Genomic DNA, 14,668 nt, shown 5'->3' with positions numbered 1-14,668 from the left:
TTGAAGCACATTTATTCACTGGCTTCCGCATGTTCACAATAGTCTAGATATTCATGCTTAAAACTGTCTATGACTTGCTGCTTGTCTATTTCACTGGGCAAAATCGGTATATTGTAAGCATCTTCAACAATTGCTTCATATAATTCGCGGGCACCATCTTCATATTCAAGCGCAATGCGTTTTTGCGTATCCAATGACACGTCCTCTTGTCGTTGCTGCATCACATTCCCTGCAACAATCGCAATCGCATCACATAAGCCAATATTATCTTGTACAGAAGCAAATAAGCTTGCCGAATACAAACAACAGCAACACATTATTATTTTTTTCATAATGCACCTGTTTTTTATGCTTTAGATCTATTTTAACGACTGGAATGTGAAGCTGTTGTAATTTATTGTTGGGTGAAAACTTGCAACAACTTTTCACCCATATCTTCATCAATGATGTGCTAACGTTTACTCAAGAGCAATTTGAATGCAAAAGCCAAAAAAATAGCCCCTGTGACCTGATCCAAGCGTTTAACAATTTTAGGCTGCTTAAGAAATTTAGAGATGGGTTGCATCATAAAAATCAGCATTGTAGACCATACAATGCCCAAAACCACATGAATGGCAACCAAACCTAAAATCCACAGCACAGTATTTCCAGTCAAAGGAACGAATTGAGGTAAGAAGGTCACATAAAAAATACCGACCTTAGGATTTAACATATTGCACAAGAAGCCTTTCAGAAACCAGTTTTGTGCTTTTTGCAGCTCTACTTTATTTTCAAGGCTACTTCTAGGTTTAATAAGCAGTTGTAATCCTAACCATGCCAAATAAGCCGCCCCAATCCATTTTAGTAAATTAAAAGCGAATTCAGAGGTAGCCAATAAAGCACCTAGGCCACATGCAACAATAATGCCCCAGACAATACACCCCGTACAAATGCCAAGTGCTGTTTGAAAGGCCTTGTTTTGATTCTCAACTGTTGCTGTACGAATAATTAAAGTGGTATCTAAACCTGGGGTAATGGTTAAAATAATAATTGCGATGCTATAGGGCACAAGAATTTCAAACATTTCAATAGACTCTAAAGATGATAGTTTGTTTAGCTCGATATTCTCGATTGAACTCTTCAATAACTTAGTCGTTATCTGTGCTCAATAGCAAGTTTATTCCACCATATGAAATTAATGAGATACCGTCATATACAGTTAAAAAAATAAAGGTCTACCTGTGGGTAGACCGGTGTCACTCTTTTCAGGTTCAACATGTTTTTGAACGCTAATGCGGCATTTTGACCTCCCATACAGAAGTCACCTCATCACCATTAATTACAAAATCAACCACTAAACCGTCTATCGGCAAATTGCTTGGGTCATTCCACTGTTCAACCGCAAAATAAAACCATTCACCACACTCATCACGAATCATGCCCAATTGTGTTTGGGAGTCATATCGTTCAACACATCCTCTCATATTGCCACCTTTATTATTCGTCTAATTTTTTAAGTTAACAATGACAGACTTTTTAACTTATTAAACTCATCTGTACGAAAAAAATATTATCATTTTTTACAAAAAAATCATGAGGATTGAATAAAAAATAATAATTTTTTTATTATTTTAGGCGAATCAGCTTTTCTATTTATAAGGAGTCTTTGGCGACGCTAAGATGGAGTCAAAAACTCCATCTAGATTGTTTTCGACCCTGAACCATAAAATTTAAACACAGTTTATTGCACTTGAAAGTAGTGCTTATCTGTCACCAAGGTAATTTTCAGCTTCTTGTAATACCGTGTTTTTGGCTCTTCCTGCCCTTTCTGAATTTGGTCAGCAAATTTATCATCTTGCATTAACATCACATAAGTCTTGTAACCAAAAATCAGACTGCTAGCCGCTTTTCCATTCTGGGTAAACTCTTCAATTTGTTTATTTATTTTCTTTACAGTTAAGTCATTCATGATGATGTTATATCTCAGCTTTGTATCACTTTTTTATAATTTAAATATGTGACAACTACATGAACCCTGTGCGGATTTTATTTCTTTATCAATGTTTAAATTCTTATTGAAACTTTAGCCAGAAGTTTTACATGCACCCTCACGACTTAAATGTCTAAACATGCTAAATTGCCAATAAACATTTTATCTTGCGTATCATTCATTTAATTACGCAGTATTTTACCAATAGAGAAAATATATGTTCGGTTGGTTCGAGAAGCGAGTTGATCCTTATCCCTCTAAAGGACTTAATGATCCACTCCCTACAACTTTTTTTGCCTTTGTTTGGCGCGCCTCTCAAGGTGTACGACCTTACTTACTCATTTTGGTGCTATGTACCGCTGGCGCTGCGAGTTTTGAAGCCATTCTGTATGCCAAAATCGGAGATTTGGTCAACTGGCTCAGTAAAAGTCAGCCAGATACCTTCTTAGCCGAACACCGCCAAAACCTTATACTGCTAAGCATGATTTTGTTAGGCAATATCTTCTTTGCCAACTTCCAATCCCTGATCAAACATCAGATTTTGTTTAGTAGCTTTCCAATGCGTTTACGCTGGAAGTTTCATAACCTATTGCTACAACAAAGTCTCGATTTTTTTCATAATGATTTTGCCGGTCGCCTATCTGCCAAAGTCATGCAAACCGCATTGGCAGTGCGTGAGTTTTGGATGATTTTGGGGGATATGTTGGCCTATGTGCTGATTTATTTTTTCACAGTCAGTTTGGTTTTGGGCTCAATCTCCCCTCTGCTTATTATTCCCCTCTTGGTATGGCTTGCTCTGTTTTTAGTTGCAGCTTGGATTTTCATTCCTCGTTTGAGTAAAGTCTCAAATGAACAAGCCGATGCCCGAGCTGTGATGACGGGACGAGTCACGGATGCCTATACCAACATTCAAACCGTAAAATTGTTCGCGCATGCGGGGCGTGAAAGCCAGTACGCCAAACACTCTATGCAAGACTTCATGCGTACCGTCTTCAAACAGATGCGTTTGGGTTCTAGCTATGAAATTAGCATTAACTCGTTGAGTATTGTGCTGTATGGCGGTGTACTCGGTACCGCCATTTGGCTTTGGACTGAAGGCCGTGCTGAACTAGGCATTATTGCCGCAACTACAGCCATGATTTTAAAACTCAATAGCATAGCTGAATTTATGATGTGGCAAACTTCAGCACTCTTCGAAAATGTCGGTACCATTCAAGATGGTATGAAAACCCTAGGACGCCCAATTAACATTCAAGACAAACCGAATGCAGTCGCACTGAATGTTCCCAAAGGTGAAATTAAATTTGAAGACGTCAGCTTTGCCTACAATGAAAAAAATGTCATTGATCACTTCAACCTAACGATTCGTCCTGGTGAAAAAATTGGTATTGTGGGACGTTCTGGCGCAGGTAAGTCGACACTGATTCAATTATTACTGCATTTTTATACGCTGAAACAAGGTCGTATATTGATTGATGGTCAAAACATTGAAGATGTGACCCAAGACAGTTTACGCAAAAATATTGCTTTGGTGACGCAAGATACATCTTTACTGCATCGGACTGTTGCGGAAAATATTAAGTATGGTCGTCCGGATGCCAGTGATGTAGAAATGCATGATGCGGTACGTAAAGCGAAAGCTGAAGAATTCATCCCGCAGCTGACCGACCTCCGTGGTCGTAAAGGTTACGATGCTTATGTTGGTGAACGTGGGGTTAAACTTTCTGGCGGACAACGCCAGCGTATTGCCATAGCACGTGTGTTCTTAAAGGATGCGCCTATTCTGATTCTGGATGAAGCAACCAGTGCCTTAGACTCAGAAGTGGAAGCGGCAATTCAGTCTAGCCTTGATGATTTAATGCAGAATAAAACGGTGATTGCGATTGCGCATCGACTTTCAACTATTGCTCAAATGGATCGCTTAATTGTGTTAGATCAAGGTCGAATCGCAGAACAAGGAACCCATGATGAACTAGTCGCTCTAAATGGTATTTATGCCCATTTATGGCAACGCCAAACTGGCGGTTTTTTAATTGAACAACACGAGATAAATAAGAAGGATAGTGCTTAATGTTGTATTTGGAAGATCTACATGTCGGAGCTCGCTTTATCAGCAAAGCTTATGAAATGACTTTGCCAGAAATTAAGAAATTTGCGCATCAGTTTGATCCGCAACCTTTTCATACCGACGAAGCAAAAGCAGCCGAACACCCCATCTTTCAAGGGCTCGCGGCCAGTGGATGGCATACTGCTGCGGTCACGATGCGACTTTGGACAGAGTGCTTCCCTGTGGCTTATGGTTTAATCGGCTCAGAATCTCATGTGCGTTGGCCTAGACCTACCCGCGCAGGCGACCAACTCCATGTAGAAGTCGAAATTACCGAAATTAAACCCTCTCAATCAAAACCCGATCGTGCCATTGTGACTTATGTGACTCAAACCCTGAATCAAAAAAATGAGGTGGTATTTATATCGACGACCAAAATTTTGGTCTTTAGCAAAAATTATCAGCCTGAATGAGACTTTGGTGATTCTCAAATTTGCTTTAGCAACAAGAATCACCTTTATTCACTTTGTCCAACAATTTATACGGCTCAAGCAAATATTTCATGCCAATATAAAAAAACTGACAGATAGAACAACACTTAACGTGCAATGGATCGCGCATGAATACTATTTCGTCTAGACAAGATCAGGGGATTCCAGGGGTCTATGGTCTATTACTTTTAGATGTCGTATCGCGATGGGGATATACAGCAGATACCTTGTTTACCCCATTTCAATTAAATAGTGAAAAATTGGCCGAGCCGGATTTTCGTATTCCGACCACAGTGGCGAATCAATTATTTCAACATGCATTAATGCTCACTGGTGAATCCACACTGGGTTATCACTTAGGTACGCAAATGCGCATTTCCATTCATGGCTTTATTGGCTATGCCATTATGACCGCCAATGATATTACCGATGCGCTTGTTCTTGCGAACCGCTTCGTTCAATTACGGCTGCCGTTTTTGCAAATCTACTTTTCCACCTTTGCGGAAAAGGCCACTTTGCAAATCCGAAGTGATGTGACCTTAGAACCCTTGCGTTCAGAAATTTGTATTGCCTTGACCATTGGCATTATCTCTATGGCAAAAGCCATAACAGGCGTAAATGATTTAGGCGGAGAAATTGACTTTGACTTTCCTCAGCCTGAAGGCTTTGAACTCTATATGACCAAGTTCCCCAATCATCAATTTCGCTTTGACCAGCCACATTTGCTCATGAGCTTCGACAAACAATATTTAGCATTAAAAATGGTCAATGCTGATCCGATTGCCAGTCAAATTGCGATTAACCAATGTGAAGCAGAACTTTCAGCACTAGGTGAGCGCAGACGGCTCTCTATGGCGGTTCGAGACATTTTAACCCATTCAGAACAGCACTATTTAAGCATCGAAAATGTGGCATATCGTCTACATATGTCCGACCGTACCCTAAAGCGTCAACTGGCCACGGAAGGAACCTCTTTTTCAACCATTGTAGATGAAGTTCGCTACAGACATGCCACGTCGTTATTGTCTCGGACGGACTATACCCTCGAACAAATTGCTGATGAACTCGGATATAGCGATGTCGCCAATTTTAGCCGTGCTTTTAAACGCTGGAGTGGACGCAGCCCAAGTAACTGGCGTAAAGATCCGTATTTATAAGCCTTTTGTTTTGTTGTAAAAACATGTATAAAGCATGACAAAAATAAATGAATACTTTAAGGAGTCATCATGAATCATCCTTCAGATTTAAAATATGCGAGCACGCATGAGTGGGTGAAAATTGAAGGTGATCTTGTTGTAACTGGGATTTCAGACCATGCGCAGGATGCCTTAGGCGATTTAGTTTATGTCGAAATGCCTGAAGTGGGTCAGCAAGTAACTGCAGGTGAACAAGCGGGTGTGGTCGAATCGGTCAAGACAGCTTCTGACATTCACGCTCCTATTTCGGGTGTTGTTGTTGAAGTGAATACCGCCCTCGAAGATGATCCAGATTTTGTGAATGACGAGCCTTATGGTAAGGGCTGGATTTATAAGATTAAACCTCACAATCTAGATGATGTAAACGCCCTCTTGTCTAGTACGGACTATGAAGCTGGACTCTAATTCAAGGTTATCAAAAATCAGCCTGCGGGCTGATTTTTTAACACTAAATATTCGCATATTGATAATTAATAATTTTTAATAGCTATAAATTTTAAAATAAAATAACAAAATCTCAATTTACTTTAAATTTCACTTATAATTGTTTATTATGCATACTCATTCTCATGACCTTCGCTCGCTCGAAACAACAATAACAATCGATAGATAGCTGCATTGTCATGATTCACTCTTCATTCTGGGTAAATTATGTCAAATGTCTCTACAACTCCTTTATGGAATAAGTCCTTTATTCTGTGTTTAGCAAATAACTTATTCTTGTTTGTATTCTATTTTGCTCAAACCACTATTCTACCTATTTACATTTTGCAAGACTTAAACGGTAGCCTCGCTCAGGCAGGACTTGCCATGACCTTGTTCATGGCCTCTTCCATTGCCGTCCGTCCATTTAGCGGCTTGATTATTGAAAAACTGGGACGAAAAAGAACACTGTTTATCTCTGAATTTTTATTCTGCTTATTTTCAGTCGCTTATATTTTTGCAGATAATCTGCAGATGCTTCTGGCTTTACGCTTCTTACACGGCATTTGGTTTAGTATTTTAACCACCGTGGCCGTACCGATTGCCAATCAATTTATCCCAGAATCACGTCGTGGCGAAGGTATGGGCTATTTTGTCATGTCGGTGAATTTAGGGATTGTATTGGGGCCTTTAATTGGTCTAACGCTTATTCAGCCCTTATCTTATTCTATGGTGGCAAGCATTTTGGCTGCTGTGGTTTGTCTCGGTTTTATTTTTTGTTTTTTAATTCCCATTCATACGCCGCCGTCTCCTACGCCGATACCCCTAAAGAAAAGCTTGTCTATTCATGATTTTATTGAAAAAAGAGCATTATCGATATCCATCTTGGCCATGATGGTTTCTTTTGCCTATGCCAGCATCATGTCCTTTATTTCGACTTATGCGGCTTCAAAAAATTTATTGGCTTATGCCAGTCTATTTTTCATTGTGTTTGCTTTTTCCATGATGAGCCTGCGACCATTCACAGGCAAAATCTATGACCGTAAAGGTCCAAGCTACGTCATTTATCCTGCCTTGGCTCTATTTTCACTCGGCTTAGTGGTACTGAGTCAAATTAATAGCTTAATGGGGCTAATGTGCGCTGCAGTTTTAATTGGGGTCGGGTTTGGTTCAGTACAGCCTTGTTTGCAAACACTTGCAATTCAACGCTCTGAACCTGAGCGTATTGGTCATGCTACATCCACTTTTTATACTTTTTATGATATTGGGATTGCCTTAGGTTCAATCCTGTTAGGCATGCTAATCACGGCGCAAGGCTATAGCGTAGCGTATTTACTCTGTGCCGTGATTATTGTAATGAGTCTGGTTTATTATAAATTTTCGGTAGCAGCAAAAAGTTAGCCCACTAAAAAGCCCCTTTCGGGGCTTGCTTGTTACGCACTGCGCTGTAATGCTTGCATGTTTAACTGCTGGGCAGCTTCTAATAATAGTTGTTCTGTTTGATCCCAACCAATACAACCATCAGTCACCGACTGGCCATACATCATGTCGCATGAAATCTTTTGACTGCCTTCCACCAAATGGCTTTCTAGCATGACTCCACGAACTTGAGTCTGTTCACGCTCTTGTACAATTTGACGCAACACTTGTGGCTGTAAGGCAGGATTTTTGCTGCTATTGCCATGACTACAATCAATGACCAGTGCAGGTAAATCCCCTTTTGCTTTCGCCTGAATTTTAGCAATTTCTTCGGCTTGATAGTTTGGTCCAGTATTTGAACCACGTAGAATCAAATGTGCTAAAGGATTGCCTTGAGAATGGAGTACACAAGGGAGACCCGATTGGCTCATGCCTAAAAACTGATGCTGATTTGAAGCGGATTGAATTGCATCAAGTGCAATTTGAATGGAACCATCCGTACCATTTTTAAAGCCGATGCTATAAGGCATTTGACTTGCGATTTCACGATGAATCTGGGATTCGCTGGTTCGTGCACCAATTGCGCCCCAAGCCAATAAATCATCAAAATATGCGGTCGCCATTGGGCTTAAAATTTCGCTCGCAATCGGCAAGCCCATTTCAATAATATGCAGATATAACTGTCGTGACTGCTCTAAACCAGCCTGTAAATCAGAAGATCCATCTAAATCAGGATCATACATAAAACCTTTCCAGCCCACTGTGGTACGTGGTTTTTCTATGTAAGTACGCATTACAAGAAAAACTTGGTCAGAAATACGAGCTTGTAACTGTTGTAATTTTTGCGCGTATTCCAAAGCTGCAACTGGATCATGAATCGAACATGGACCAGTAATCACCAATAAGCGTTGGTCTTTGCCCGCTAAAATATTCTGAATAATTTGGCGATGTTCAGCAATCTGGGCTGCAAGAGAGGCAGAAAGTGGTAAGTGTGCTTTGAGCTGATGGGGCAAACTCAATAATGTTTCTTGCGGTGTTGTTTGATGTTGTAGAGCAGTATTTAGAGCGTTCATTGGTCTTTCCTTTGGACTGTTGTTCAGTCCGATCTTTTATTTGTGCTTTTTGGGTCTATGGGATGATAAGGATTGAGTCATAAACTGACTAAAGTAAAACCAATAACCGTTGCTAAAATATGAAGTGTTAAATGCGTACATGTGAATCTCCTAAAAAATATATAAAAAACAAAGCATAAAAAAACCTGACCGGGGTTGCCGATCAGGTATCAACTGGTGGGCAACCTTTTTTTGCCCAAACGCGTTCAGGCAATTATCTAAACTGCCAAAAATAAAAATAAGCGTTTGCGATTAAAGGTTGCTTTAACATCTTTGTTTCATCAAAAAAGTCTCTGAAAATAAAAATACGCCTAATCACAACGTTTGACAACCTTTATTTTAAGAAATAATAGTTATAGTTTCTGCAACTTTTACTTATCAATACACTGAAATTATTTAAATTTCAAAAGCCAGTTCACAACCAGCTTTGTATAGTCTTTTTAAATTGCCCTGTCATATCGTTTGGGAGTGAACATTTTGCCAATCTAAACCAAACACTGGCGAATTGACGGACAAAGCTCGCTTCGTTGTAATGAATACCATATTCAGCACATAGGGCTTTAATTTTCGGTGCAACTTGCGCATAACGATTTGCAGGCATATCGGGAAATAAATGATGCTCAATTTGATGGCTCAAATTTCCACTGAGAATATGTAACCATTGTGTGCCTGTGAAATTACTCGAGCCGCGGATTTGGCGGATATACCATTCGGCACGTGTTTCATTTTCAGTGTGGTCTGGTTCGAAGGTTTCCGCATCCTCCGTGAAATGCCCATTAAAAATTACAGCAGATGCCCATAAACTGCGAATCACATTGGCTACAGCATTTGCCGTAAAAACAGGTATGGCATTCGGTCCAGCAATCATCGGGAAAAAGACATAATCTTTCACGATTTGTCGTTTTACTTTTTTTCTGAGCTTTGTTGCATCTTGCCAAACTTCACGCCAAGTTTTGCGTTTATAAGCAATCACCTCTTCCAAATGTAAATTTTGTACGCCTACATACCATTCAAAAAATACCATCAACTGAATGGCTAACGGAATATTGAATAAAAAGCGCGGTTCCCATGCTTGGCTCTCGCTCACACGAATTAAACCATAGCCGACGTCATGGTCTTTTCCGACAATATTGGTATAGGTGTGATGTATATAGTTATGTGTGTATTTCCAGTCATCCCCTGTGGCAATGGTGTCCCAATCATATTTGGCACCATTCAGGCTTGGATCATTTAACCAGTCGAACTGCCCATGCATGACGTTATGCCCCAATTCCATATTTTCCACAATCTTGGAAATACCTAACAAGGCTGTCCCGCATAACCATACGGGGGGCAACCAACCCGCGAACATGAGCATGCCTCGAGAAGCAATTTCACTGTATCGAACAAAATTTCGGATGTTATAAATATAGGCTGCATCCTGTTCACCCAAACTCTGCATCACCTCTTGGCGAATAGCGTCAACCTGTGCGCCAAAGGACTGCATTTCGACATCACTTAGATAACGTGATTTACTGCCGGCTTGAAAATTAACGGGTTTATTCATTTTATTTGTCCCTAGCTTAAAGTTTTATAAATTAATTACGACCGGACTGACGGCTTGAGAAATACAAAGTTTAATCTGAGTATTACTCTGCGCATCAATCTCACCTGTAAGGAGATTGCGTACCGCCCCCTGAACTTTGGTACATGAACAGGTATTACAAATGCCCATCCGACAGCCGTGCGCTGGTCTCAGCCCTGCTTTTTCTGCACTTTCCAAAAGGTTATTTTGGGCTTGAAATTGCTGTTGGGCACGTAAAAAAGTCACTGGTTGGGCTTCCAAAGTGCTATCAACCTGAATTTGAAAATATTCAGTTTTTAAAACGTGTGTTAGCTGCAGTTCAGCATAAAGTTGTTGAATGCTTTGCATCATAGGAGCAGCTCCGCAGGCATAACAGGCTCTCTGCTGGAAATCTGGAATGTATGCCGCGAGCAGACTTGGACTAAAATGCTGAGCAGTTTTCTGGGTATTCACATGATGATATTTAAACTGCGGATATTGCTGGGTTAAGGACTGAATTTCTTCGTGATAGGCATTATCACGAGTGAAGTAAAGCAAATCGACCTTTTGATCAGCGTTTCTAAGCATCTGTTTTAGCAGTGCATAAATGGCGGTAATACCACTACCCGATGCTATGAGCAGCATGGGCATCGGCAATTGTGGATCAACTACAAAATCGCCTTGTGCCTGAGAAATTTCAATGACTGAATTTACAGCCATGCTGGTCAGTGCTTGGGAAACTAAGCCCTGACGCTTCACCGCAATGACTAGATCTTTATTCGGTAAAATTTCGACCACCGAATAACTTCGTTGCTGGTGTACTCCCTGAATCACGACCGTCACTAAAATACTTTGACCGGCCTTGACCTGATCGACTTTAAAGTTTTTATTTGGTCGTAACTGGAGCTGAATAAAATTCTCACTTAATGCTTTTCGCGCAATAAGCTGAGCTTTGACCTTTTTCCATGCCCATGTAGGGTGAAGTTTTTCAGCGAGAAAATCGACAAAATCTTCACGCACCCATTCTGGCTTATATTGCACATGATTAACCATAATTGTACTCATCCGAATCAGTCTATATTTTTATACAACTGTCTTTTATTTCTAACTTAACAATAGATTTAACTGATCGCATGCTCTATGTCAGATGAGGACAAAACATATCATTTGGCATTTATTATCATTTTCTGTCTAACAAAATGTCCGTTTCTGCCAATCTCACATTTTCCTGTTTTAAAATAGATCAGATGGTATGGAACACTCAGGTCTTATTAAGTATGGTTGATTAAGGCTTTTTCTTATCGCCAAACAGGTCAAATCGCTTTAACAGATGAACTACAGTAAGCATTTTTAAAGCCTTAATTCTGCCCTAACATCATGATATTATGTGCATATATGGGTCATAATGAATTAGAAGAAAATGCAAAAAAATAACCGATACTTCCCTATATTATTATGTGTGAGCATGGGATCACTGACCGCTTGTAGCCTACCTCCCAATCAGGCTAAAAAAGAAGCTGCCTCGAGTTACCATACCGAGCACTGGGTACAACGGCAAAATGTTGACACTCAAATTCAGCAAGGGCTCACTGCATATTTGGCACTCGATGATGCTTTCATGAGTATTGCCTCACGTATTCATTTAATCCGTGAAGCACGACATACGCTGGATTTGCAATATTACATTTGGGAAGACGACTCTTTGGGTCATATGATGCTGACAGAATTGTTAAAAGCTGCAGATCGTGGGGTCAAAGTCCGTCTGATGATTGATGACCAGAATGGTACAAAGTTAGACCCTGTGCTTAAAAAACTGGCCGCTCACCCAAACTTTGAAATTAAACTCTATAACCCTTACAAATACCGAAATTTCAGAGTCCTAGATTACGCTTTGCGAATGAAGCAGATTAATCATCGCATGCATAACAAGTTGATTATTGCGGATGGTGCGATTGCAGTCACAGGTGGGCGCAATATTAGTCGAGAATATTTTGATGCCGGCGATGAATTCCAATTCACGGATATGGATATTTTATTCTTTGGCAATGCTGTTAAATCTGCCAATCAAATTTTTATTAACTTCTGGAACAACGATTTAAGTTATTCAGTACCACAATTACTTGGCAATGCGACAGCCGCTGAACTTGATGAACTACGTCAAAGCAAAACCATGAGTGATATGCAAAAAGATCAATTTAAGGATCAACTTGAATTGTCGCGTCAACACATCATGACTCAATTAAATGAACAAAATATAGAATGGGTCAAAGCTCAATTTTTAGGTGACTTTCCTGAAAAGACTCTTGGAAACATCAGCCAAGATAAACTGCTATACACCCAATTAAAGCATGCGATGGGTACACCCGAACAACATTTAGAGCTGGTCTCTGCCTATTTTGTTCCAACCAAGGATGGGACAGCATTTTTAAATGATTTATCAAAGCAGAAAATACAAGTCCGCGTTTTAACCAACTCCTTCTTGGCGAATGATGTTGCTTTGGTACATGCCTTTTACCAAAAATATCGTAAAGATCTGCTAGAAAATGGTGTACAGCTTTATGAATTTAAACCTGATATTACGCGCAAACAGCGAACATGGTATGAGGTTTTAACTGGCAATGCTATCCCCGCTAAAGGGAAAAGCTCCTCACGCTTACATGCCAAATTCTTTGATGTTGATGGCAAAGTCTTTATTGGCTCTTTTAACTTTGATCCGCGATCGGTTCATTTAAATACTGAAGTAGGCTTGGTGGTGGAATCAGATCAGCTACAAAATCGGGTCACACATGCACTGGATCGTTATCTTCCGAAAATTGCCTATGAACTCAAACTCAACTCTAAAGGTGAAATTATTTGGTTAGAGCATCATGAAAATGGCCAAGTGACTGAATATGACGTAGACCCACACACCACCAAATTCCAACGTTTTACGTTTAAAAGTCTCGCTTACTTACCCGTTGAATGGATGATGTAATGACAAGATCATTACATCTTGTCCTACCCAAGCAATGCATTTAAATTTTATTGCTTAGACTCGACTGTAAAAGTTTTTAAGGCTTCTGCAAGCAAGGCAAACACTTTTGGATTCATGCACTGCGCTACGTTAAATCGCAAAAAGTGTTTTGCATCCTTATCTTGGCTAAAGGCATTTCCGGGCGCCAGAATTAATCCACGTTTTAAACATTGCTTGGATAACTCGGAAGCATCTATATGCTGCGGCAATTTACACCATAAGAAAATTCCAGCTTTAGGAATAAACACGGGTTGAATATCCAACTGTTGTAAATTTTGAATACATTGCCCCATACAGCTATTGAGTTTATTCTTCAACCACTCCATATGTTTTGGGTAATGGCTATCCATAAGCGTGTTATAAATAATTTCCGCATTTAGATGTCCGCCACTAAAATTGGTCGCGATTTTTAAATTAATATATTTTTCAATATTTTGCTGATTTGCAACAATATAGCCACAGCGTAACGACGCCGTCAGTGTTTTTGAAAAACTTCCAATCTGAATCACTTGATCCAAACCCATTAAAGTGGAATAGCGCGGTGCAGGCAGATATTCAAACTCGGTAAAAATATCATCTTCAATAATCAGTAGATTGGCTTGTTCAGCCAATTTTGCCACTTGGTGCGCAGTATAAATCGACAAACAGCCCCCTGTAGGGTTATGAATGCCCGAATTGGTTAAATACAATTTTGGCTGATACTGCAGGGCCTGCTCAAACTTGGTTAAATCAGGTCCCTGCGCGGTAAATGGAATTGCTATTGCCTGTAAATGATGCGCTTGAATTAACGCCTGAAAATTAAAATAACAAGGATCATCAATCAGTACGACATCACCTGCTTTTAAATGAACTCTAAAAATCAGATCAATCGATTGTGTGCCAGAATCCGTAATCATGACCTGTGAAGGTTCAACTTGCATTTGATATTGCGTATTTTTACGAACAATCCACTGTCTTAAACCTAAATGTCCATGTGGTACTGGATATTCGACCAACATTTTTAACGAAGATTTTGCAGCCTGTTTCAAAGCTTTACGTAAACTAGTTTCTGGCATCCATTCTGCTGGTAGCCAGCCGCAGCCCGGTTTTAGCATAGAATCACTGGCTTCAAGGGATTGGCGTGATATCCATAAGGGATCGATTTCACGGTCATACTGAATGCAAGGTTCTGCCATTTTTAGCGGCAACATTTCTCCTTTCACATAAAAACCTGAACCAGCTCTGGCTTCCAGCACACCTTCAGTGACTAAACGAGCATAGGCTTCGACAACCGTTGAAACTGAAAATTGCATGTCCTGTGCTAGGCGACGTACAGATGGCAATCTTGCTCCAACGACAAATCGCTGACTCGCAATATTTGCTTTAATTTGCGCAATGACAATGTCAATTTTACTCTGCATAACAATCGTGAATACCAAAGGTGAAGGAAGATACACAATAAATTGTATACCCATA

The 14,668-nt window shown here is 40.0% G+C and carries 14 protein-coding genes; 6 read left to right on the top strand and 8 right to left on the bottom strand.

Annotated features, from left to right (window positions below):
• Positions 1–11: 11 nt before the first annotated feature.
• The 4 genes from AC6CHI_RS09715 to AC6CHI_RS09700 all read right to left on the bottom strand — a co-directional run bounded on the left by AC6CHI_RS09715 (position 12) and on the right by AC6CHI_RS09700 (position 1,948).
• Complete coding sequence (locus AC6CHI_RS09715; protein WP_498120998.1) at positions 12–332, bottom strand: hypothetical protein; 321 nt, start codon at positions 330–332, stop codon at positions 12–14.
• A 119-nt stretch (positions 333–451) separates the two neighbouring features.
• On the bottom strand, positions 452–1,063 hold the full coding sequence (locus AC6CHI_RS09710) for a LysE family translocator (RefSeq protein WP_498120996.1): 612 nt from the start codon (positions 1,061–1,063) through the stop codon (positions 452–454).
• A 205-nt stretch (positions 1,064–1,268) separates the two neighbouring features.
• On the bottom strand, positions 1,269–1,463 hold the full coding sequence (locus tag AC6CHI_RS09705) for a hypothetical protein (RefSeq protein ID WP_458892025.1): 195 nt from the start codon (positions 1,461–1,463) through the stop codon (positions 1,269–1,271).
• A 257-nt stretch (positions 1,464–1,720) separates the two neighbouring features.
• Entirely contained in the window at positions 1,721–1,948 is a 228-nt protein-coding gene (locus tag AC6CHI_RS09700; protein ID WP_498120994.1) for a hypothetical protein, read from the bottom strand.
• A gap of 238 nt (positions 1,949–2,186) precedes the next feature.
• Here AC6CHI_RS09700 and AC6CHI_RS09695 point away from each other — a divergent pair, with 238 nt between their 5' ends.
• The 5 genes from AC6CHI_RS09695 to AC6CHI_RS09675 all read left to right on the top strand — a co-directional run bounded on the left by AC6CHI_RS09695 (position 2,187) and on the right by AC6CHI_RS09675 (position 7,527).
• Complete coding sequence (locus AC6CHI_RS09695; RefSeq protein ID WP_498120992.1) at positions 2,187–4,040, top strand: ABC transporter ATP-binding protein; 1,854 nt, start codon at positions 2,187–2,189, stop codon at positions 4,038–4,040.
• Positions 4,040–4,489, top strand: a complete 450-nt coding sequence (locus AC6CHI_RS09690; RefSeq protein WP_498120990.1) for a MaoC family dehydratase — start codon at positions 4,040–4,042, stop codon at positions 4,487–4,489. Before AC6CHI_RS09695 ends, AC6CHI_RS09690 begins: the two co-directional genes overlap by 1 nt.
• Before the next feature lie 146 nt (positions 4,490–4,635).
• A complete protein-coding gene (locus AC6CHI_RS09685; RefSeq protein ID WP_498120988.1) occupies positions 4,636–5,664 on the top strand; it encodes a helix-turn-helix domain-containing protein in 1,029 nt (342 codons plus the stop codon).
• Between the two features lie 69 nt (positions 5,665–5,733).
• Positions 5,734–6,108, top strand: coding sequence for a glycine cleavage system protein GcvH (gene gcvH / locus AC6CHI_RS09680; RefSeq protein WP_498120986.1), 375 nt, complete (start codon positions 5,734–5,736; stop codon positions 6,106–6,108).
• A gap of 246 nt (positions 6,109–6,354) precedes the next feature.
• Positions 6,355–7,527 carry an MFS transporter gene (locus tag AC6CHI_RS09675; protein ID WP_498120984.1) on the top strand — a complete coding sequence of 391 codons (1,173 nt, stop codon included), beginning with the start codon at positions 6,355–6,357 and terminating at the stop codon, positions 7,525–7,527.
• 32 nt (positions 7,528–7,559) lie between these two features.
• On the opposite strand, the gene AC6CHI_RS09670 is transcribed toward AC6CHI_RS09675, so the two are convergent.
• The 3 genes from AC6CHI_RS09670 to AC6CHI_RS09660 form a co-directional block, all read right to left on the bottom strand.
• Positions 7,560–8,618, bottom strand: a complete 1,059-nt coding sequence (locus AC6CHI_RS09670) for a 3-deoxy-7-phosphoheptulonate synthase (protein WP_458892016.1) — start codon at positions 8,616–8,618, stop codon at positions 7,560–7,562.
• 454 nt (positions 8,619–9,072) lie between these two features.
• Positions 9,073–10,203 (bottom strand): fatty acid desaturase family protein, encoded by a 1,131-nt coding sequence (locus tag AC6CHI_RS09665; RefSeq protein ID WP_498120982.1) that lies wholly within the window; start codon positions 10,201–10,203, stop codon positions 9,073–9,075.
• A 24-nt stretch (positions 10,204–10,227) separates the two neighbouring features.
• Positions 10,228–11,253, bottom strand: a complete 1,026-nt coding sequence (locus AC6CHI_RS09660; RefSeq protein WP_498120980.1) for a flavin reductase family protein — start codon at positions 11,251–11,253, stop codon at positions 10,228–10,230.
• A gap of 412 nt (positions 11,254–11,665) precedes the next feature.
• Here AC6CHI_RS09660 and AC6CHI_RS09655 point away from each other — a divergent pair, with 412 nt between their 5' ends.
• Positions 11,666–13,174, top strand: coding sequence for a phospholipase D family protein (locus AC6CHI_RS09655; RefSeq protein ID WP_498120978.1), 1,509 nt, complete (start codon positions 11,666–11,668; stop codon positions 13,172–13,174).
• Positions 13,175–13,221: 47 nt separating this feature from the next.
• Here AC6CHI_RS09655 and AC6CHI_RS09650 read toward each other — a convergent pair whose 3' ends face one another.
• Positions 13,222–14,667 (bottom strand): aminotransferase-like domain-containing protein, encoded by a 1,446-nt coding sequence (locus AC6CHI_RS09650; protein ID WP_498120976.1) that lies wholly within the window; start codon positions 14,665–14,667, stop codon positions 13,222–13,224.
• Between the last annotated feature and the right edge of the window lies 1 nt (position 14,668).

Source organism: Acinetobacter sp. GQ146, assembly GCF_059758585.1.
The sequence above is the reverse complement of the archived record's forward strand: the minus strand, read 5'-3'. Positions and strand labels throughout refer to the sequence as shown.